Origin of the sequence: Paracoccus sp. 228 (assembly GCF_000967825.1) — a bacterium.
GTDB lineage: Bacteria > Pseudomonadota > Alphaproteobacteria > Rhodobacterales > Rhodobacteraceae > Paracoccus > Paracoccus marcusii.
Genome location: NZ_JYGY01000001.1, coordinates 816,609 through 835,840 on the forward strand (window position 1 = coordinate 816,609; position 19,232 = coordinate 835,840).

The window sequence follows — 19,232 nt, forward strand, 5'->3', positions numbered from 1 at the left end:
CATGACACGCATCCTGACCCCCGCTTCCCTGTGCCTTGCCCTGATGTCCGCCCCCGCCTTTGCGCAGGAGGCGCCGGAGGAACCGGGGTTCCTGGAACGCGGCCTGGGCGCGATCATGGGACAATTGTGGGGCGAGGAGGAGCCCGGCGCCACGTCGCCCCTGGCACAGGACCTGGCCGGTGCGCTGCGCCAGATGGGCCCCGTCCTGCAGGATCTGGCGGCGCAGGTCGACGACATCCGCAACTATCAGGCGCCGGAACGTCTGCCCAACGGCGACATCCTGATCCGACGCCGCGAGGACGCGCCCGCGCCGCCCCCCTTGGGCGACACGCTGCGCCCCGACGAAGACCCCGCCCCGGACCAGCCGCAGATCGCGCTTTAGCGGTTGGCGTCGGCGATCAGTGCGCGGTGGTCGCGGGCCTTGGCCACGACCTCCTCGAACCGGGTGATGCCCTTGGCCTCCAGCGCGGGGATCAGCGCAAGATAGGCCTGCGCGGTGGCGATGGTGTCGCCCATCGCGGTGTGCCGGGCCTCGGGGGGGATGGCGATGCCAAGACGCTCGGTCAGCGCGTCCAGCGTATGGACCTCCGACTGACCCCAGACCATCGCCGACAGCAGCACCGTGTCCAGCACCCGGTTGTCGAACCGCGTGCCGGTCTGTGCCTCGGCGCGCCGCAGAAAGCCCATGTCGAAGGGCGCGTTATGTGCGATCAGCACGCTGTCGTCGCAGAAATGCCGGAAAGCCGTCAGCGCCGCGGTCAAATCCGGGGCGTCGGCAACCATCGCGTCGGTGATGTGATGGATCGCGGTCGAGGACGGAGGAATGGGACAGCCGGGGTTCACCAGCGTCTCGAACCGTTCCCCGGTCAGGCGGCCGCGCGCCAGGCGCAGACCGGCGATCTGGACGATCCGGTCGCGATCGGTCAGCCCCGTGGTTTCGGTGTCGAAGACCACGCAGGTCAGGTCCGCCAGCCGCGACGACGCCGCCCCCCGCGTCGCCAAGGCGAAATCATAGGTCACCCCCGACCCGTCCGCGACGCCCTGCGCCAAGGCCAGCGGCATGACCAGCCGCGCCCTTGCGCCATCGGTTTCCGGCCAGATGCCGGTGCCGTGGCGGGCCAGGATCTCCGCCCCCGTCACATCGGGCTGGCCGGGATCGGGGGCGGCGGTCAGCCAACCCTCCAGCAGGTCGATAGGCACCGGCGACCCGCGCCAGTCCAGCACCAGCCGCATCTGGTCGTCGGGGTCCGGCCGGACCGACAGCACTGGGGTGTGCCCTACGGCGCGCAACCGGGCATCCAGCAGCAGCAGCAGCGCGTTCAGGCTGGCCGCCTCTGCGCGGAACGCCAWGGGCGGCAGATCCGCGGCCTCCAGCCCCGCGGCCAGTTCCGTCAGCGCAGCCACCGTGCCGGGCGCATCGCTGGCCATGATCCGGGACAGGCTGCGGGTGGCGTTGGCCAAGCCCTGCCCCTCGGCGCGGATCGCCTGAGCCAGCGCGGGAGGGATCGGCCCGTCCAGCGCGTCCAGCATCGGGACCAGGGTGGAGGCATGGCGGCGCAGCGCCTCAAGCGTGTCGCGGGGTGCGGGGCGCTGGACCACGCCATCGCGCAGGATCAGCAGCAGCCCGTCGTCGATCGCGCGCAACCGACCCGACAGGCGGACACCACCGACCGTCAGGCAGGTCAGGTCCGTCGCCGCGGCCCCCGCCGACAGCCGCATCTGTGCCGCCCGCAACGCGCCCGATGTCAAAAGCGTGTCCAGCGCCCGGTCCAACGCCAGCCCCGGCAGCAGCCGCGCCGCGCTGGCGTTATAGAACACCACCCGCCCCCGTGCGTCGGCCATGACCGCGCCCGCGCCGAAATCGGCCAGGATCGCCTCCAGGCTGGCCTTTTCGCGCAGGGTTTCGGCGGCGTGATCCTGCAGCGCCTGCGCCAGCGCGTGGTCGGACCGTTCGCGCGCCAGGGCCGCGTCGCGGGCGGCCGGGCCCAGATCGGCAAGGTGACGGGTCTGCGCCAGGTCGGGAACGCGCCCGGTCCGCAACGCCCCGGCCAGCGATTCCAGCGGCCGGGCCAGGTGCCGGTCGAACAGGAACCACAGCGCTGTCATCAGCCCCAGCAGGCCAAGGCCCGCGATCATCGCGGCCTGGATCACCGCATCCTGCCCGCCCTGCACCACCCGCCACAGCGCCAACCCCGCCAGGACCAGCGCCGCGACCAGCGCGGCCAGGAACAGCATCAGGATGCGCCGGCGCATCAGGACAGCAGGCGGGCCATCTCGGCCCGCAACTCGGCCAGTTCGAAGGGCTTTGCGATAAAGCCGTCGGCGCCAAGCGCCAGCCCCTTGCGCCGTTCGACCACGGAACCGCGCGCCGTCATCATCAGCACCCGCACCCCCGCCAGGTCGGGATCGGCGCGCACGTCCTGGACGATCTGATACCCCGATACCTCGGGCAGCATCACGTCCAGCAGGACCAGGTCCGGCCGCGTCTGGCGGATGCGGTCCACGGCGCCGCGGCCCGTGGCGATGCGGTCATGGCGATGGCCATCGCGGGTCAGCAGGAAATCCAGCGCGGTGGCGATGTTGTCCTCATCCTCGATGACCAGGATGTCAGCCATTGGTCCCTCCCTCCGGGCAGACGGTGGCAAAGGCCGCGTCATCGCCCGCGGGCATCCAGTCGGCGCGTCCCGGACGGATCCGCGCGCCTGCGCAGTCGAAGTCCTGCGGCACGATCACGGTCTGGCCGCGGCGTTCCACCAGCATGATCGGCGCACGGCGCGTGCCGTCCGCCCCCTGCGTGATCTGCGCGGGGTCCAGCGCGGCAAACCGCGTCTCGACCGGGAACAGATAGGTCCAGGGCGCCCAGGGCTGGCTGTCATGTCCCACGACCAGCACCTGCGAACCGGCAGGCAGGCTGGCCTGCGCGCGGTCGAACCACGCATAGTCGTTCCACACCGAATAGGCGACCATCGACAGCCCGATACCCGCCGGCAGCAGCCAGGCGGCGGGCGACAGGCCCAGCTTGCGCGCCAGATGCATCCCGGCATACAGCACCGCCGCCGCCCCGACCGCCGCGGCGATCACCCCGATCAGATCGCTTCCGATCCCTGTCATCCCAGCATCCCCTTGCCATGTCCCACCGCCGACTGCATTCCGCGCACGACGACGAAGGCGTCGCGCAGGTGGCTGCGTTCGAAATCCGACAGATCCGCCGGTGAGAGGTAATTGTCGGGCCTGCGCCCCGCCCTGACCAGATGCGCCTGATTTTCAAGCCGCACTGTCTGGATCATGTCATAGGCCGCGATCAGGTCGCGCCCGCCCGTGGCCGAGATCACGCCCCGCGCCTCGGCCTCCTCCAGCCGGACACGTGTGTTGACCGTGCCGATGCGTCCCTGCAGGGCATAGACCCGCGCCAGGTCGGTCACCGGGACCACGCCATTGTGCTTCATGTCGATATGGTGGCGATGCTCTCCGGACCGGATCGTGGCAAAGCCGCCGATCAGGCCAAGCGGAGGCCGATGTTTCAGTGAATTTCCAACCATATGCGCGATGAAAATCGAATTCTTCGAGGCCGCGTCCAGGGTCCCGTCCTGCAGGTCACCCAGCAACGCGCCGTCGCCGCCGATGGCGCGCAGGTCGAACATGACCGAGGCCAGCATCTGCGCCTCGGGGCTGGGATGGGTGATCCAGTCGCGGAAATAGCCCTGCCAGATGTCCAGCGGCTGACACCAGCGCGGGTTGGTCGCCATCATGTCGCCCGGGCAATGCACATAGCCGCAGGCATGCAGCCCGTCGCTGACCCGCCGCGCCAAGGTGGTGAACCACGGGTCCTTCGGATCGGCGCCGGGCGCCAGGATCAGGCAGTTGTCCTGATCGCTGGTGCCGGTCTGTTCCTGGCGGCCTTGGCTGCCGCAGGCGGCCCAGCACCAGGCGGCGGGCGCAGGCCCTAGGTCGGCGGCCGTCAGATCCAGCAGGCGGCGCGTGACCGCGTCGGCGATGTCGGTGATCATGCGGGTGATGATCTCGTGCCGCTGGCGGGCCTGAACCAGCTGCGTCAGCAGTTCGGGGATGCGGGCCGTGATGGCGGCCATCTGTGCGGTGTCGCGCGCCTTGGCGACCTGCCGGATCAGCCCCGCGGCGGAAATCGCCTGGACCCGCGTCAGGTCGGTCTGGCTGATCATGCCGACGAAACGGCCGTCATCGACCACCGGCAGATGCCCGATGCGCCGTTCCAGCATGATGTTAAGCACGTCATATCCCAGGGCCGTGGGGGCCAAGGTCACCGGGTCGGGCGTCATCACGGCGCTGACCGGCTGACGCATGTCACGCCCTTCGGCCACGACGCGGTTCGACATGTCGCGGATGGTGACCAGCCCGATCAGGCGGCCGCCTTGGGTGATGCCCAGGCTGCTGACGCGGGCGTCGCGCATCTGGCGGGCGGCTTCGATGATCGGGGTGTCGGGGGTGCAACTGACCGGTTTGCCCGCCAGCAGTTCCCCCACCTTGAGCCGGGCCAGGTCGCCCCCGCGGTCGGAGGGTCCCCTTCCCCGGTCGAAGAACCGGGCGACCGCGCGATGGTCGGCGATCAGGCGCGTCACCTCTGCCCGGCGCAACATCAGGATCACCGCCGGCCGGTCCATGACCCGCGCCGACGTGACCGCCACCCCGTCGCGCAGCAGGCCGCGTTCGCCGAAGGAATTGCGTGGTCCCAGCTGCGATACGCTGTCGCCGTTGCGGTCGGTGACCGCGACCTGGCCGCTTTCGATCAAGTACAGGCCCGGCAGGCGGTCTCCGAACTGATAGATCAGGTCGCCGGGGGCGAAGGTCCTGCGGCTTAAGGAGGTGGCGACGCGCGCCAGCTCGTCCCGCTTCAGGCTGTCATAGGGATGCACGGTGGCGATGAAATCGACAATGCTGTCGGGCATCCGGGGTGACCTTGTGGGAAGGAGGGTGCCGCGCCCCCGGTCGGGGACGCGGCAGGATGATCAGTGCGCGACGGCACCACCCGCACCGCGCGGGACACGGATCGATTCGACCAGTTCCTGCACATGGGCGGGGGGACGCTTGCTGACGGCCGAGACGCCGAAGGCGACCGCAAAGTTGATCACCGCGCCCACGGTGCCGAAGGAGGCCGGCGAGATGCCGAATAGCCAGGCGTCGGGCGTATCGGGGAACATGTTGGTGCCCGCGATGAAGAACCAGCCCTTGTAGGCGAAGATGTAGAGGATCGTGGACAGCATGCCCGCGATCATGCCGGCGATCGCGCCTTCCTTGCCGACGCGCTTGGAGAAGATCCCCATCATCAGCACCGGGAAGATTGAGCTGGCGGCAAGGCCGAAGGCCAGCGCCACGGTCTGGGCCGCAAAGCCCGGCGGGTTCAGGCCCAGCAGGGTCGCGACCAGGATCGACAGCGCCATCGAGACGCGCGCGGCCATCAGTTCGCCCTTTTCGCTGATGTTCGGGCGCAGCGTGCCCTTGATCAGGTCGTGGGACACGGCGCCCGAGATCGCCAGCAGCAGACCCGCCGCGGTCGACAGGGCGGCGGCCAGGCCGCCGGCGGCGACGATGGCGATGACCCAGCCCGGCAGGTTGGCGATTTCGGGGTTGGCCAGCACCATGATGTCGTTGTTCACGGTGGTCAGCTCGTTCCCGACCCAGTTCTGCTCGACCGCGGGGGCGCCCGGCAGGGCGGCATGGGTCTCGGCCAGACGGGCGTCATAGGCGGCCTGGGCCGCGTCGATCGCCGCCTGGTCGCCGCTGGTGCGGGCCGCGGCCAGCGCGGTCGCCTGTGCGGCGGCTCCGTCGTTGTAGTACTGGATCAGGCCGTCGCCGTTCTTGTCCTCCCAGTTCAGCAGGCCGGTGGTCTGCCAGTTGCGCATCCAGGCCAGATCCTCGCTGGTCTCGATGTCGGCCAGCGACACGGCGGGCTGGCTGAAGGTCTCGCCCTGCGCGGCGCCCGGCCACATGGTCGCGGTCAGGTTGAAGCGCGCCATCGAACCTACCGCCGGAGCGACGGTATAGAGCAGCGCGATGAAGACCAGCGCCCAGCCTGCCGACTTGCGGGCATCGGACACCTTGGGCACGGTGAAGAAGCGGATGATCACGTGCGGCAGACCCGCGGTGCCGATCATCAGCGCCATCGTGAACAGGACCATGTCCAGGGTCGAGTTGTGGTGTTCGGTATAGGCGCGGAAGCCCAGGTCGGTAACCAGACCGTCCAGCTGCGCCAGGAACGCCACGCCCGATCCCTCATGCGTGCCGAACAGGCCCAGGGGCGGCAGGAAGTTGCCCGTCAGCTGCAGCGAGATGAACACCGCCGGGATCGTATAGGCGATGATCAGCACGACATACTGCGCGACCTGCGTGTAGGTGATGCCCTTCATGCCGCCAAGAACGGCATAGCAGAACACCAGCGCCGCGCCGATCCACAGGCCGGTCGCGTTCGACACCTCAAGATAGCGCGAAAAGGTGACGCCCACGCCGGTCATCTGGCCGATCACGTAAGTGATCGATACGATCAGCAGGCAGATCACGCCGATGATCCGCGCGGTGCGCGAATAGAAGCGGTCGCCGATGAATTCCGGCACGGTGAACTTGCCGAATTTGCGCAGATAGGGCGCCAGCAGCAGGGCCAGCAGCACGTAACCGCCCGTCCAGCCCATCAGGTAGGTCGAGTTGTCATAACCCGTGAAGGCGATCAGGCCCGCCATCGAGATGAAGGACGCGGCCGACATCCAGTCGGCGGCTGTCGCCATGCCGTTCATGACCGGTCCGACGCCGCGGTTGGCGGCATAGAATTCGGCCGTGGATTTCGCCCGGCAATAGATGGCGATGCCGATATACAGCGCGAACGAGGCGCAGATGACCAGCAGGTTCAGGGTGAATTGGCTCATGGCTGGGTCCTCACTCGTCCACGCCGTGTTCGGCGTCCAGGCGGTTCATGCGCCAGGTGTAGAAGAAGATCAGCGCGATGAAGCACAGGATCGACCCCTGCTGCGCGAACCAGAATCCCAGATCCGTTCCGCCCACCGAAATGCCCGACAGCAGCGGCCGCAGGATGATGCCGAAGCCGTAGGACACCAGCGCCCAGATCGCGAGGCAAATGTAGATGATGCGTAGATTGGCCTGCCAATAGGCATTCGAGGATTGTCTGTCACTCATGTCCCTAGGTCCCTCCCTGTTCAGACATGTCTGTCACTCCGCCCTAGTGTTCTTCCAAGCCCGTCCCCGGCGATGGGCGCGGGCAGGTTTGCGGGGGCGCCAAGGCCCCCGGCCGGTCGTCAGCCGCGGTTCATGCGGTTGGCGATCAGATCGTCCACGACCTCGGGTTCGGCCAGGGTCGAGGTGTCGCCCAGGGTGCCGTGGTCGTTTTCCGCGATCTTGCGCAGGATGCGGCGCATGATCTTGCCCGACCGCGTCTTGGGCAGGCCCGGCGCCCACTGGATCAGGTCCGGCTTGGCGATCGGGCCGATCTCGGTGCGGACCCATTTCTCCAGGTCGGCGCGCAGCTCCTCCGAGGGGTCCACGCCGTTCATCAGCGTGACATAGGCATAGATGCCCTGCCCCTTCATGGGGTGCGGATAGCCCACGACCGCGGCCTCGGCGACCTTCTCATGGGCGACCAGGGCGGATTCGACCTCGGCCGTGCCCATGCGGTGGCCGCTGACGTTGATGACGTCATCGACGCGGCCGGTGATCCAGTAATAGCCGTCCTCGTCCCGTCGGCAGCCATCGCCGGTGAAGTAATAGCCGGGATACTGCTGGAAATACGCCTCCTCGAAACGGCCGTGATCGCCCCACAGGGTCCGCATCTGGCCGGGCCAGCTGTCGCCGATGCACAGCACGCCCTCGGCCGGGTCGCCCTGCTGCACCTCGGCCGAGGCCGCGTCCAGGATCACCGGGACCACGCCGAAGAACGGCACCGTGGCCGATCCGGGCTTTGTCTCGATCGCGCCGGGCAGCGGCGTGATCAGGTGGCCTCCGGTCTCGGTCTGCCACCAGGTGTCGACGATGGGGCAGCGGCCCTTGCCAACATGTTCGTTGTACCAGTTCCAGGCCTCGGGGTTGATCGGCTCTCCGACGGTACCCAGGATGCGCAGCGACGACAGGTCATGCGCCTCGACCGGCTCGGGCCCCTTGGCCATCAGCGCGCGGATGGCGGTCGGTGCGGTATAGAACTGGGTGACCTTGTGCTTGGCGCAAACCTGCCAGAAGCGTCCGGCATCGGGCCAGGTCGGGACGCCCTCGAACATCACGGTCGTGGCACCGTTGGCCAGCGGGCCATAGACGATATAGCTGTGGCCGGTGACCCAGCCCACATCCGCCGTGCACCAGAAGACGTCGCCATCCTTGTAGTCGAACGTGTACTGATGCGTCATCGCGGCATAGACCAGATAGCCGCCGGTCGTATGCACGACGCCCTTCGGCTTGCCGGTCGATCCCGACGTGTACAGGATGAACAGCGGATCCTCGGCGCCCATGGGGCGGGGCGGACAGTCGGGGGCGACCTGCTCCATCTGCGCCTTGACGTCGATGTCGCGCCCCTCGACCCAGGTGGTCTGGTCGCCGGTATGCTTGACCACAAGGCAGCGCACCTTGTCCGAACAATGCAGCAGTGCCGCGTCGGCGTTCGATTTCAGGTTCGTGCGCCGGCCGCCACGCGGCGCGGTGTCCGCGGTGACCAGAACCTTGGCGCCGCTGTCGTTGATCCGGTTGGCCAGCGCATCGGGCGAAAAGCCCGCGAAGACGATCGAATGGATCGCCCCGATGCGCGCACAGGCCAGCATCGCATAGGCGGCCTCGGGGATCATCGGCAGATAGATCACCACGCGGTCGCCGCGCATCACGCCCTGGCTCAGCAGGACGTTGGCGAACCGGTTCACCTTTTCGGACAGCTGGGCATAGGTGATGTGCTGGGCGGGCGTCTGCGGATCGTCGGGTTCGAAGATGATCGCGGTCTGGTTGGCACGGGTCGGCAGGTGGCGGTCGATGCAGTTGACCGAGGCGTTCAGGACCCCGTCCTCGAACCACTTGATGCTGACCTGCCCCAGGGTGAAGTCGGTGTTCTTGACCTTGGTATAGGGCGTCATCCAGTCCAGCCGCTGCCCCTCGCGGGACCAGAAGCCCTGCGGGTCGCGGATCGATTCGTCATACAGCCGCGCATAATCCTCGGGGCCGGCATGAGCGTCCTCCAGACCGGCCGGAATGGCGTGTTTGCGAATGTTTTCAGCGGTCATGACTTTCCCCCTCGTCGTCGCCATGCTGCAGCCCGGCCGCGACGACCCTTGTCAGGGTGTGGGCGCAACGCTGCGTCGCCACCATGTTAATCACAGATGAGGGAACAAGTTAACTTGTTTTTTACAAACGGAAATTTTGTAAATGAATTGACTTGAGGATCACCGATCCTGTCAATGCTTCACAAACGGGCAGAGTCCTCGGCAACCGTGACGCTGCCGTGCAGTCCCGCCCGAAGCACCGGCCGCGCATGGACCGCCACGACCCGGGTTCCGCGGCGCGCCAGCCGGTCGGACAGGTCGCGGATCATCTGGGCACCGCTTCGATCGATCAGCGTGACCTGTGACATGTCCAGAAGCAGCAGGCGGGGATGCGCGTCGATCCGGGCCAGCGCCCCCTCGATCCGCGCGACCGAGCCGAAGAAGACCGGCCCGGACAGATGGATCACCATCCGGTCCGCCGGGCCATCGGGGTCGGCTGCGGGGGCATGGGCGGTCCCCTCGCGCGACATCCGCGCGATGAACAGCATCCCGGTCAGCGCCATGCCGATCAGGATGCCGGTCGTCAGATCATGCAGGATCACGCCCAGGAAGGTCGCGGCCATCACCCCCGCCTCGGCCCGGTCGATGCGGGTCAGGCTGATCATCGCGTGCCATTCGATCATCTTCCAAGCAACAACCATCAGAAGCCCCGCCAGGCCGGCCAGGGGAATGGCCCCGACCAGCGGCGCCGCGACGATCAGGAAGGCCAGCAGCAGCGCGGCGTGGATCATCCCCGATGCCGGGCCGCGACTTCCGGCCTTCACGTTGGTCGCCGTCCGCGCGATGGTGCCGGTGACGCAAAAGCCGCCGAACAGACCCGCCCCGATATTGGCAAGCCCCTGCCCGATCAACTCGTCATCGGGACGCATGCGGGTGCCGGCCATCTGGTCGGCGACCATCGCCGACAGAAGCGATTCGATCGCCCCCAGCAAGGTGAAGCCCACCGCGAAGGGCAGCGCCGCCTGAACGGACGCCCAGTCAAGCGCGGGCAGCATCGGCATCGGCAGACCGGCCGGCAGCGCGCCGAAGCGATCAAAGACCGATGGCGCGTCCAGCACCTGTGCGGCAAGGGTGGCGGCGACGATCCCCAGCAGCAGCGCCGGCAGGCGGGGCGCCAGGCGCTGTGCGATCACGATAACCGCGACCGCGGTCAGTGCGACGCCGATGACCTGCGGATCAGCCGTGGCACGGGCCTGCCACAGGGCGGACAGCTTGGGCAGCAGCGCGGCAGGTTCGGGCACGGACAGCGTTAGGCCCAACAGGTCGCGCAGCTGGCTTGCGGCGATGATCACCGCAATCCCGGCAGTGAACCCCAAGATCACCGGATAGGGCACCAGCCGGATCGTGCCGCCAAGACGCAGCAGGCCCAGCACCGCCAGCATTGCACCGGACAGCATCGTGGCCAGGATCAGGCCGTCGATGCCGATCGCCGCGACGCAGCCCGCGACCAGCACGATGAACGCGCCTGCCGGGCCGCCGATCTGGTGGCGTGACCCGCCCATGGCGCTGACCAGTAACCCGCCCACGATGGCCGTGACCAGCCCGCGGTCGGGACCGACGCCACTGGCGATGGCGATCGCCAGAGACAGCGGCAGCGCCACGATGGCGACCGTAAGTCCTGCCTGCAGGTCCTTGAGATCGAGTGAAAGATCCAGAAAGGCGGGGCGATAGCCCATGGACCCTCCGCACATGGCCTTGGGCCGAGGTTGCCCCCGGCCCAAGGCGCCTGTCAACAGCATGATCGTGCTATTGCGGGCGATCCATCCGCGCATAGATGCAGACCCGGCCGCGCAGGGGCTGTGACCAGGTCAGCCGGATCTGGCGTTTTGACGTGCCCGAATCCGGCACGACCGTCGGTGTCGCATCGACACGGGCGCCGCTGGTCGACTGCAGCGCGACTTCGGTCACGACGGACTGGACGGACCGCGCCCAGCCCTGGAATGGCAGGCCGGTCAGGACCGGCGTGGTCCAGGTCGCCGTGGCGGTGTTCTGGGTCAGCTGGATCATCAGCGGGTTCGACACATAGGTGTTGATGCCGTTGAAGGTGTTGGCCTCGAACTGCAGGTTGCGCATGCTGTTGTAGTTCAGGTCGGCGATCGAGGTGTCGACCCGGTCGATCCGCTCCACGTTGCCGTAAAGCGCCTTGAAGACGTTCCCCACGACGTTAAGCCCCTGGATGAAATGCCCCGAGCCATAGGGCTTGACGGTGATCCAGGTGAACCACGCAACGGTGTTCGAACACAGGAAGGTGTTGCCCGTCAGGGTCAGGCCGCCAAAGCTGAACTCGGACCCGGTGAAGTTCGGGATGGCGCTGTGTTCGTTGGTCCATTCGATCGAGGCGTTGTCGATATAGTTGCCCGACACCGTCGTCTGCACGTTGGGCTGGGTCAGCACCAGGCCCGCATAGCGCAGCCCCTGCCCCGACCCGTCGCCCTGGAACCAGTGGTTGCCGCTGATGATGTGGCCGCCGCCGTTCGCCACCATGAAATGCGCGAACCGCACGAAGCGGTTGTTGCGGATCTTGATGTCGTTGGCGTTCACGTTGATCGCGACCGTGGTGCGCTGTTGCGCCGGCAGGTCGAGGTCGTTCGAGATGAACTGGCAGTTGTCGACCAGCAGGTCCTGGCAGCCGCGCCCGATCGAGGTGATCGCCCGGTCCATCGGACGGGTGAAGTAGCAATCGGCGAACTGGATCATCTCTCCCTGCTGGGGCAGCATCACGCCACTGGCGATGCGGTCGCAGCCGAAATCGACCTTGGAGAAGTTCAGGCGGCTCAGTTCGCGCACGCCCGAAAAGTCGAACAGATAGCGATAGCGTTCAAAACTGTACTGCCGCGTTCCCGCGCCGCCATAAAGCGGCTGTGAGAGGGTCAGCGTGCCCTGCGCGACGTTCTTGGCGTTCACATAGACCTCGCGGCCGACGCCGCTGCCGATGATGCGGCTGCCGACCTCGATGGCCGCGACATTGGCGACGTTGCTCAGGAGATAGGGCTGGGCCGGGTTGTAGGTGCCGGGGCTGGTCGCGCGGCCGGTCTGCCATGCGGGGCCGGGCTTTGCCTGGATCGAGCCGTTCTGGATCACCCGGCGGTTCGCAAACCCCTCCAGCGTGGGCGCCAGTTCGGCCAGCATCAGCGGTTCGTCCAAGTCCACGCGGCGCCCGCCAAGGTCCAGAGAGATGTGGTCGGTATAGCCCAGCAGCGCCTGAAGCGCCTTTTTCATGCCAAGCGTCTCGTCGCCGAAGGCATCCGCATAGGTCGGAAAATCAAAGCTGCGCAGCAGCGACACGCGTGTTGAGGGCGGGGTGATGAGGCGGCCCTTGAAACGGATGCGGCTGTTGATCGACAGGTCGCCCGAGATGAAGAACGTCCCTGCGGGCACCACGATCGATCCGCCCGCCGCCGCTTGGTCCGCTGCCAGGAACGCGGCCCGGTCGTTCGTGACGCCATCGCCGACCGCGCCGAAATCGCGCACGTCCACCCAGTCCAGCAGCGACGGCACGAACGCCGCGGTGATGTCGTCGATACGGATCGATTCGACCCGGAACGCCCCGCCATTGGCGCCCACCAGGTCCAGACCGAAATGCCCATAGACCGCGCGCGTGCCCCACGGCAGATCGACGCCCGGCCGGTTGCCGACGCCGACGATGGCGCTGACCTCGACCACCTCGCCGTAGTTGCGCAGCGCCACGGTCGTCCCCGCGGTGACCAGGCCCGCGACCGCATTGCGCGACCCGTCGCCCGCCCAGCCCGCGATGCGCACGCTCGCCAGCGGCCCGGCGACGATCTTGACCCGCGCCGACACGCGCAGATAGACGCCGGGGATCATCGGCGTCTCTCCCATGAAGCGCAGGCTGGTCGTGGTCTGCTGCTTGACGACCTCGAAGCAGGGACCGAAATCCTGGTCGGCGGGAACGATGCCGGCATTGCCCGCATCGGCCCAGGTGGGACTGCCCGATGTGCCGTCGCTGCGCGACCAAACGCCCATGCCCGCCCTGAAGGCGGGTGGGGTCAGCAAAAGCCCGTTCGTGATCGCTATGTTCATCGGCTATCCCTTCCGTATCGGCATGGCGGGCGGGTCCGGGAAGACCCGCCGTGATGCGGACAGAAATAGTTGATGAAAGGTTAACGGGGCCTGAACGCAGCGTGCGCCGCAACGGCCCCGTCCGCAACGTCAGCCTTGGTTCAGGACCAGCTTGCCGTCAAGCGCGTCCCGGATCAGGTCACGGGTCTCATCCACGCCGTAAAGCGCGATGAAGCCGCCGAACCGGGGCCCCTGGTCCGCGCCCAGCAGCACCTGGTACAGGGCCGCGAACCAGTCGCGCAGCGGCTCGAACCCGTGCTCCTTGCCGACGGCGAAGACCATCGACTGCAGCGTTTCGGGGTCGGCGGGCTGGTCCCATGCGGCCAGCCGATCGGCCAGGTCCTGCATCGCGGCACGCTCGACTTCGGTGGGTTCGCGGAACTGCCGCGAGGGGGCCACGAAATCGGTGAAATAGCGCAGCGCAAAGCCCGCAGCCTGATCCAGACCGGGATGCGTCTCGGGGCTGGCCTCGGGGGCATAGCGGCGGATGAACCCCCACAGCCCCTCCTTGTCCGCGGCGCCCGCGACGGATGCCAGGTTCAGCAGCATCTGGAACGGGATCGCCATGTCGGACGCCGGCACGTTGCCGCCGTGGATGTGCCAGACAGGGTTCGCCAGCTGCTGTTCGGGGGTCTGGTCGGGAAAGGCGCGCAGCTGCTGGTGGTATTCGTCCACCGCCTTGGGGATCACGTCCAGATGCATCCGCTTGGCCGTCTTGGGCTTGAGATACATGAAATAGGACAGGCTTTCCGTGGACGCATAGGTCAGCCAGTCGTCGATCGACAGGCCGTTGCCCTTGGATTTGCTGATCTTCTGGCCGTCCTGGTCCAGGAACAGCTCATAGGTGAAATGCTCGGGCTTTTTGCCGCCCAGGATCTCGCAGATGCGGTCATAGATCGGCGTGTTTGTGCTGTGATCCTTGCCATACATCTCGAAGTCGACGTCCAGCGCGGCCCAACGCGCACCGAAATCGGGCTTCCACTGCAGCTTCACATTGCCGCCGGTGACCGGCAGGGTGATCTCCTCGCCGTCCTCGTCAAACGTGATGGTCCCGGCCTTGGCGTCGACATGCTTGATCGGCACATACAGCACGCGGCCCGTCTTGGGGCTGATCGGCAGGAAGCAGGAATAGGTCTGCTGACGCTCTTCGCGCAGGGATGCCAGCATCACCGCCATGATGTCGTCATAGCGTTCGGCGGCGCGCAGCAGCACCGCATCGAACTGGCCGGACTTGTAGAACTCGGTCGCGCTGACGAATTCGTAGTCGAAGCCGAACGTGTCCAGAAAGCGGCGCAGCATGGCGTTGTTGTGACCGCCAAAGCTGTCGTATTCGCCGAACGGATCGGGGACCGAGGTCAGGGGAAGCTGCAGGTGCTCCTTCAGCATCTCCTGGTCGGGGACGTTCTCGGGGACCTTGCGCATGCCGTCCAGATCGTCCGAGAAACAGATCAGCCGCGTCGGGATGTCGCTGATCTCCTGAAAGGCGCGGCGGATCATCGTCGTGCGCGCGACCTCTCCGAAGGTGCCGATATGGGGCAGGCCCGAGGGGCCATAGCCCGTCTCGAACAGGACATAGCCCTTTTCGGGGGGCTGCTTCTCGTACCGTTTCAGCACCCGGCGCGCTTCTTCGAACGGCCAAGCCTTCGATTGCATCGCGGCGTCGCGCAGGGTGGTCATGGTCGGATCTCCTGTTGAGGTCCGGAACGCTTATTGAAAGCGCCGCAGATCGTCAATAATTTGCACCCGAACGAAGCGGAGTGTGCCATGACCATCGACCTGCCTTCCCTGTCCCCCTGCGATGCGCTTGTCGCGGTGATGGTGGCGGTGTCCTGCTCGGACAGCACCATCCGCACGTCCGAACTGGTGGCGATCCAGCGGATGGTCGACCATGCGCCGGTCTTTGCGGCCTATGACGACGACCGCATCCGGCCGATCAGCCAGACCGTGATGACGCTGTTCGACGAAGAGGACGGCGTGGACGCGCTGTTCGGCTTGATCCGCGACGCGCTGCCCGAAAAGCTCTATGAGACGGCCTATGCGCTGGCCTGCGACGTGGGCGCCGCCGACGGCCGCCTGTACGAGGGCGAGGTCATGATGCTGGCCGAGATCCGCGACCAGTTGAACATCAGCCGCCTGCACGCCGCCGCGATCGAGCTGTCGGCCCGCGTGCGCCACATGACCGTCTAGGCCAGGCGACCCGCGAAACTGTTCAGCAGATCGGCCTGCAGCGCCTTGGCCTGCCGGGTCCAGGTGCTGACCCCTGCGGGCAGCTCCTCTCCGATGGCGGCTCGGCGACGCTCGGCATCGGCGCAGAAGATGGTGAACACGCCTTCGGTTCCCGACGGCCCGGTGACGTATCCGGCCAGGTTCGACACGAAGTTCAGCGTCCCGGTCTTGGCCGCGACCGGCGCGTTGACCGGGTGGTCGTCGTCGGCCAGCGGATTGCGCCGCATCAGGCGCGACAACAGCAGATCGCGCCCCGGCCCCGCCAGCACGCGCGTCATCGCATAGGGGCTGATCCGGCTGGCATCCGACAGGCCCGAATGATCGGCCAGCCGCATCCCCTGCCCCAGCCCGTCCAGCCAGCCGCGCATCGCCTGTCCCGACCGCACCAGATCGGGCGCACCGCTGGCATGCAGCCCAAGCGCCTCGGCCGTCAGGTTCGTGGAATATTCCAGCATGTCGCGGACCAGCGCCTCGACCGGGGGACTGTCATGATGCGCGATGTCCTGGCCCGCTGGCAGGCGGTCGATGACGTCGGGCGCGGGCAGGACCAGCCCGCGGGCGCGGCACAACGTCTGGAACACGTCCGCCGTATAAAGTTCGGGCAGGCGCACCGGCAGCCACCGGCTGCCCGTTCGACCCATCGCGGCGCGGGATACGGTCCAATATTCGCGTTCCAGATCGTGGCGATAGGTGAACAGGTCGGCCTGGTCGCCCGGCATCGCGGTGACGGTATAGGCGCGGGGGGAATTGTCGGCCGCCCGCGCCTCGACACTGATCTGATGGTCGACGCCCACGCGGGTCCAGCCCAGATGGACACGGTTGAAGTTCAGCATCAGCCCCGAGATGGCGGGGTTGTAAGGCAGATGATCGTCCTGTTCGGGGGCGATTTCGGCGATGCCGGGCAAGGCGCCGCCCCAGACCGCAAAGCGCGCGGGGCTTGGGGTCTTCAGCCCGACAAGATCGTCGGCCAGACGCGCCAGGTCATCGGTGGTCAGCACAGGGTCGCCGCCGCCCGCCAGGATCAGCGTGTCCCCTGCCCTGATCACCCGCGTGCGGAACCGATGGGCCGGGCCAAGCCGGTCCAGCGCATAAAGCGCGGTGATCGCCTTCATCGTGCTGGCCGGCGTCAGCAACGCCCCTGCCTGGCGCAGGGCCAGCGGTTCGGTCCCGTCGGTCAACGCAAAGGCCACCCGCCCGGGCAGGCCGGACCGCGCGACAAGATCGCCGGGTTCCGGAACGGGTCGCGGCCGAGGGCGCAGGTCCAGCCCCTGCGCGGATAGGACACCGGGGGCCAGGGTCGCGGCCGCCATCATGGTCAGCATCCGGCGTCGGTTCAGCGTCATCGCAGCCCTTTCCGCAGTTCGGTGGAGGACAGGCCCGACATCGGCAGGTTCAAAAGCACCCAGGCCGGCGGCCTTGCCTGCGCCAGCAAAGCGGCCCGCGCTTCCGGCAGGCGCGCGCGGCGCAGGATGGTGGCCGCAACGGCATGACGCGCTGCCAGCCGCGATCCGGGCCGGGCCATCACGGCGATCGGCACCTGGTCGGCGATCGCGCGCCAGCGGTCCCATTGGTGAAACTGCACCATGTTGTCGGACCCCATCAGCCAGACGAACCGCACCTCCGGATAAAGCCGCGCAAGCGCGTGCAGGGTATCCGCCGTCTTGCGCAGGCCAAGCCTGGCCTCGATGTCGGTGACAAGGATGCGAGGATCGCGGGCGGTGGCACGGGCGGCGGCCATGCGCGTCGCCAACGGCGCGGGGCCGTGCGCCTTGAGCGGGTTTCCGGGAGAGACCAGCCACCAGACCCGGTCAAGACCCAGCCTGCGCAGGGCGACCTGGCTGATCAGCAGGTGCCCCTGATGGGCCGGATCGAAGGACCCGCCCAGAATGCCGATGCGCTGGCCTGGCCGCGCGAGGGGAAAGCCCGTTCGCATCCGGCTCGATTAGCGCAAGGCGGCGCCCGCGCCAAGCACGCGGACCGCAAAAAGCGGGTGCCGGACCCACGGCCCGACACCCCTTGGCGTCATTTCACGGTGATGCGGCCGTCGACATAGGGGGCATAGCCCTCCTGACGCGCGCCCAGATAATCCGCCACCACTTCGGCCAGATCGGGTCCGAAATCATAGGCGTTCTGGCCGCCCGTCGCGAAGACCTCGTACCCGTCGCCGCCCCCGCGCATGTAGTTGTTGGTGGCCACGCCATAGGTCGCCGCAGGATCGATGGGCACCCATTCGCCATCCTGCTGGACCATCACCTCGCTGATGCGCGCGCCCGATTCAGCGGCAGGATCGACGGTGTATTTCAGTCCCGCCACCTGCGCGAAACGACCTGCGGCCTCCTCGTACTGGCTGGCGCCGTTCTCCAGCGCGGCGATGACATCGGCACCGGTCAGCTGAAAGGTCGCCAGGACGTTCTGGAACGGCAGGACGGTATAGACCTCGCCCATCGTCACCTCGCCTTCGTCGATCGACGCGCGCAGTCCACCACCGTTCTGGATGGCAATGGTCACGCCCTGATCCGCTACGCGGTCCAGCATGGCGTCGGCCACCAGGTTGCCCATCTCGCATTCGCGCGCACGACAGACGTCCCGGTCGCCGTTGATCGGCGCCGAGGTGCTGGCCACCACCTCCTCGCGCAGTGCGGCAATGGGTTCGGCCATCTCGGCCACGCGGGCGGCAATCGCCTCGTCCTCGGGAACCGAGGCGTCCAGCAGAATGGGCTCGCCCTCGACCGACGTCAGAACGCCCGCATCATCGAAGGTCAGCGTGAGATGGCCCAGATACTTGCCATAGGCATAGACCTGCGCCACCGGCACCTGTGCGCCGTCCGCCCCGTCCACCATGGTGGGATAGGCCGCCGTCGCGCCCTCCATGTCACCCAGCAGGGTGTGAGAGTGGCCACCGATGACCGCATCGATCCCCGGCACCTCGGCTGCCAGTTCCAGATCGCGCAGATAGCCGACATGAGTCAGGGCGATGACCTTGTCGACGCCCTGATCGGCCAGTTCCGCCGCTGCCGCAGCAAGGCTGTCGGCGTCATCCTGAAAGATGACATTGGGCCCGGGCGACGCCGTTTCAGGCGTGTCCATGGCCAGGGCCGAGACGATGCCGATCTTGTGGTCGCCGACCTCCAGAATGGTGTGCTTGGCGACCTTGTCGGCCAGCACGTTCGACTGGGAAACGTCGATGTTGCTGGACAGGACCGGAAAGTCGACGCCGTCGGTCAGTACCGCCAGACCCTCGGGTCCATCGTCGAACTCATGGTTGCCGACCGCCATCGCGTCATAGCCGATGGCGTTCATGAACTCGACCACCTCGGTGCCCTTGTAGGTCGTGTAGAACAGCGATCCCTGATACTGATCGCCCGCATCCAGCACGATGACGTTCCCGCCCTCGGCCGTGATCCGGTCGCGCAGTTCCTTGATCTTGGTGGCGATGCGGGCCATCCCGCCAAAGCATTCGCCCGCGGCGGTCTGTTCCGCATCGCATGTGCTGTCGCGGTCACTGATCGGCTCGATCCGGCTGTGGACGTCATTGGTGTGAAGAATGTGCAGAACGGTTTCGGCCTGCGCGGTTCCTGCGAACAGCGCGATGGCGGATGCGGCGGCAAGAAGGCGTCGTGTCATCCCTGATTCCCTATGTGGCCCTGTTGGTTG

The 19,232-nt window shown here is 67.3% G+C and carries 15 protein-coding genes; 2 read left to right on the forward strand and 13 right to left on the reverse strand.

The genetic code is table 11. The features are described from left to right. Position 1 precedes the first annotated feature (1 nt). Complete coding sequence (locus SY26_RS03980) at positions 2-382, forward strand: hypothetical protein (RefSeq protein WP_045999327.1); 381 nt, start codon at positions 2-4, stop codon at positions 380-382. Here SY26_RS03980 and SY26_RS03985 read toward each other — a convergent pair. The 10 genes from SY26_RS03985 to SY26_RS04030 all read right to left on the reverse strand — a co-directional run bounded on the left by SY26_RS03985 (position 379) and on the right by SY26_RS04030 (position 15,029). Beyond that, entirely contained in the window at positions 379-2,253 is a 1,875-nt protein-coding gene (locus SY26_RS03985; RefSeq protein WP_045999328.1) for a 3'-5' exonuclease, read from the reverse strand. The genes SY26_RS03980 and SY26_RS03985 overlap by 4 nt on opposite strands. Beyond that, positions 2,253-2,615, reverse strand: coding sequence for a response regulator transcription factor (locus SY26_RS03990; RefSeq protein ID WP_042244394.1), 363 nt, complete (start codon positions 2,613-2,615; stop codon positions 2,253-2,255). The genes SY26_RS03985 and SY26_RS03990 overlap by 1 nt, the downstream gene beginning before the upstream one ends. Then, positions 2,608-3,111 (reverse strand): hypothetical protein, encoded by a 504-nt coding sequence (locus tag SY26_RS03995; protein ID WP_045999329.1) that lies wholly within the window; start codon positions 3,109-3,111, stop codon positions 2,608-2,610. Before SY26_RS03995 ends, SY26_RS03990 begins: the two co-directional genes overlap by 8 nt. Next, complete coding sequence (locus tag SY26_RS04000) at positions 3,108-4,922, reverse strand: DUF294 nucleotidyltransferase-like domain-containing protein (protein WP_045999330.1); 1,815 nt, start codon at positions 4,920-4,922, stop codon at positions 3,108-3,110. The genes SY26_RS03995 and SY26_RS04000 overlap by 4 nt, the downstream gene beginning before the upstream one ends. Positions 4,923-4,982: 60 nt before the next feature. Next, entirely contained in the window at positions 4,983-6,890 is a 1,908-nt protein-coding gene (locus SY26_RS04005) for a sodium:solute symporter family protein (protein ID WP_045999331.1), read from the reverse strand. A gap of 10 nt (positions 6,891-6,900) precedes the next feature. Further along, on the reverse strand, positions 6,901-7,158 hold the full coding sequence (locus SY26_RS04010; RefSeq protein ID WP_042244402.1) for a DUF4212 domain-containing protein: 258 nt from the start codon (positions 7,156-7,158) through the stop codon (positions 6,901-6,903). A gap of 119 nt (positions 7,159-7,277) precedes the next feature. Then, positions 7,278-9,233 carry an acetate--CoA ligase gene (acs, locus tag SY26_RS04015; protein WP_045999332.1) on the reverse strand — a complete coding sequence of 652 codons (1,956 nt, stop codon included), beginning with the start codon at positions 9,231-9,233 and terminating at the stop codon, positions 7,278-7,280. Positions 9,234-9,412: 179 nt separating this feature from the next. Next, complete coding sequence (locus tag SY26_RS04020) at positions 9,413-10,948, reverse strand: SulP family inorganic anion transporter (RefSeq protein ID WP_052715113.1); 1,536 nt, start codon at positions 10,946-10,948, stop codon at positions 9,413-9,415. Positions 10,949-11,018: 70 nt separating this feature from the next. After that, on the reverse strand, positions 11,019-13,313 hold the full coding sequence (locus SY26_RS04025; protein WP_045999334.1) for a glycosyl hydrolase family 28-related protein: 2,295 nt from the start codon (positions 13,311-13,313) through the stop codon (positions 11,019-11,021). A 129-nt stretch (positions 13,314-13,442) separates the two neighbouring features. Continuing rightward, the gene (locus SY26_RS04030; protein ID WP_045999335.1) at positions 13,443-15,029 is read right to left on the reverse strand and encodes a lysine--tRNA ligase; all 1,587 of its coding nucleotides are present in this window, start codon (positions 15,027-15,029) and stop codon (positions 13,443-13,445) included. 87 nt (positions 15,030-15,116) lie between these two features. Here SY26_RS04030 and SY26_RS04035 point away from each other — a divergent pair, with 87 nt between their 5' ends. Further along, positions 15,117-15,539: a tellurite resistance TerB family protein gene (locus SY26_RS04035; protein ID WP_045999336.1), complete on the forward strand. Its 423-nt coding sequence runs from the start codon at positions 15,117-15,119 to the stop codon at positions 15,537-15,539. Here SY26_RS04035 and SY26_RS04040 read toward each other — a convergent pair. From SY26_RS04040 to SY26_RS04050, 3 genes are all read right to left on the reverse strand, one after another. Then, the gene (locus tag SY26_RS04040) at positions 15,536-16,921 is read right to left on the reverse strand and encodes a D-alanyl-D-alanine carboxypeptidase/D-alanyl-D-alanine-endopeptidase (RefSeq protein WP_045999337.1); all 1,386 of its coding nucleotides are present in this window, start codon (positions 16,919-16,921) and stop codon (positions 15,536-15,538) included. The two genes, SY26_RS04035 and SY26_RS04040, sit on opposite strands and share 4 nt — an antisense overlap. Then, positions 16,918-17,511, reverse strand: coding sequence for a nicotinate-nucleotide adenylyltransferase (locus tag SY26_RS04045; RefSeq protein ID WP_045999338.1), 594 nt, complete (start codon positions 17,509-17,511; stop codon positions 16,918-16,920). Before SY26_RS04045 ends, SY26_RS04040 begins: the two co-directional genes overlap by 4 nt. An 89-nt stretch (positions 17,512-17,600) precedes the next feature. Then, entirely contained in the window at positions 17,601-19,202 is a 1,602-nt protein-coding gene (locus tag SY26_RS04050) for a bifunctional UDP-sugar hydrolase/5'-nucleotidase (RefSeq protein WP_045999339.1), read from the reverse strand. Positions 19,203-19,232: the final 30 nt, after the last annotated feature.

Excerpts from the sequence above, each read along its gene's own strand:
- SY26_RS03980 (WP_045999327.1), top strand. The coding sequence starts at position 2 with ATGACACGCATCCTGACCCCCGCTTCCCTGTGCCTTGCCCTGATGTCC.
- SY26_RS03990 (WP_042244394.1), bottom strand. The coding sequence starts at position 2,615 with ATGGCTGACATCCTGGTCATCGAGGATGAGGACAACATCGCCACCGCG.
- SY26_RS03995 (WP_045999329.1), bottom strand. The coding sequence starts at position 3,111 with ATGACAGGGATCGGAAGCGATCTGATCGGGGTGATCGCCGCGGCGGTC.
- SY26_RS04000 (WP_045999330.1), bottom strand. The coding sequence starts at position 4,922 with ATGCCCGACAGCATTGTCGATTTCATCGCCACCGTGCATCCCTATGAC.
- SY26_RS04005 (WP_045999331.1), bottom strand. The coding sequence starts at position 6,890 with ATGAGCCAATTCACCCTGAACCTGCTGGTCATCTGCGCCTCGTTCGCG.
- SY26_RS04010 (WP_042244402.1), bottom strand. The coding sequence starts at position 7,158 with ATGAGTGACAGACAATCCTCGAATGCCTATTGGCAGGCCAATCTACGC.
- acs (WP_045999332.1), bottom strand. The coding sequence starts at position 9,233 with ATGACCGCTGAAAACATTCGCAAACACGCCATTCCGGCCGGTCTGGAG.
- SY26_RS04020 (WP_052715113.1), bottom strand. The coding sequence starts at position 10,948 with ATGGGCTATCGCCCCGCCTTTCTGGATCTTTCACTCGATCTCAAGGAC.
- SY26_RS04025 (WP_045999334.1), bottom strand. The coding sequence starts at position 13,313 with ATGAACATAGCGATCACGAACGGGCTTTTGCTGACCCCACCCGCCTTC.
- SY26_RS04030 (WP_045999335.1), bottom strand. The coding sequence starts at position 15,029 with ATGACCACCCTGCGCGACGCCGCGATGCAATCGAAGGCTTGGCCGTTC.
- SY26_RS04035 (WP_045999336.1), top strand. The coding sequence starts at position 15,117 with ATGACCATCGACCTGCCTTCCCTGTCCCCCTGCGATGCGCTTGTCGCG.
- SY26_RS04040 (WP_045999337.1), bottom strand. The coding sequence starts at position 16,921 with ATGACGCTGAACCGACGCCGGATGCTGACCATGATGGCGGCCGCGACC.
- SY26_RS04045 (WP_045999338.1), bottom strand. The coding sequence starts at position 17,511 with ATGCGAACGGGCTTTCCCCTCGCGCGGCCAGGCCAGCGCATCGGCATT.
- SY26_RS04050 (WP_045999339.1), bottom strand. The coding sequence starts at position 19,202 with ATGACACGACGCCTTCTTGCCGCCGCATCCGCCATCGCGCTGTTCGCA.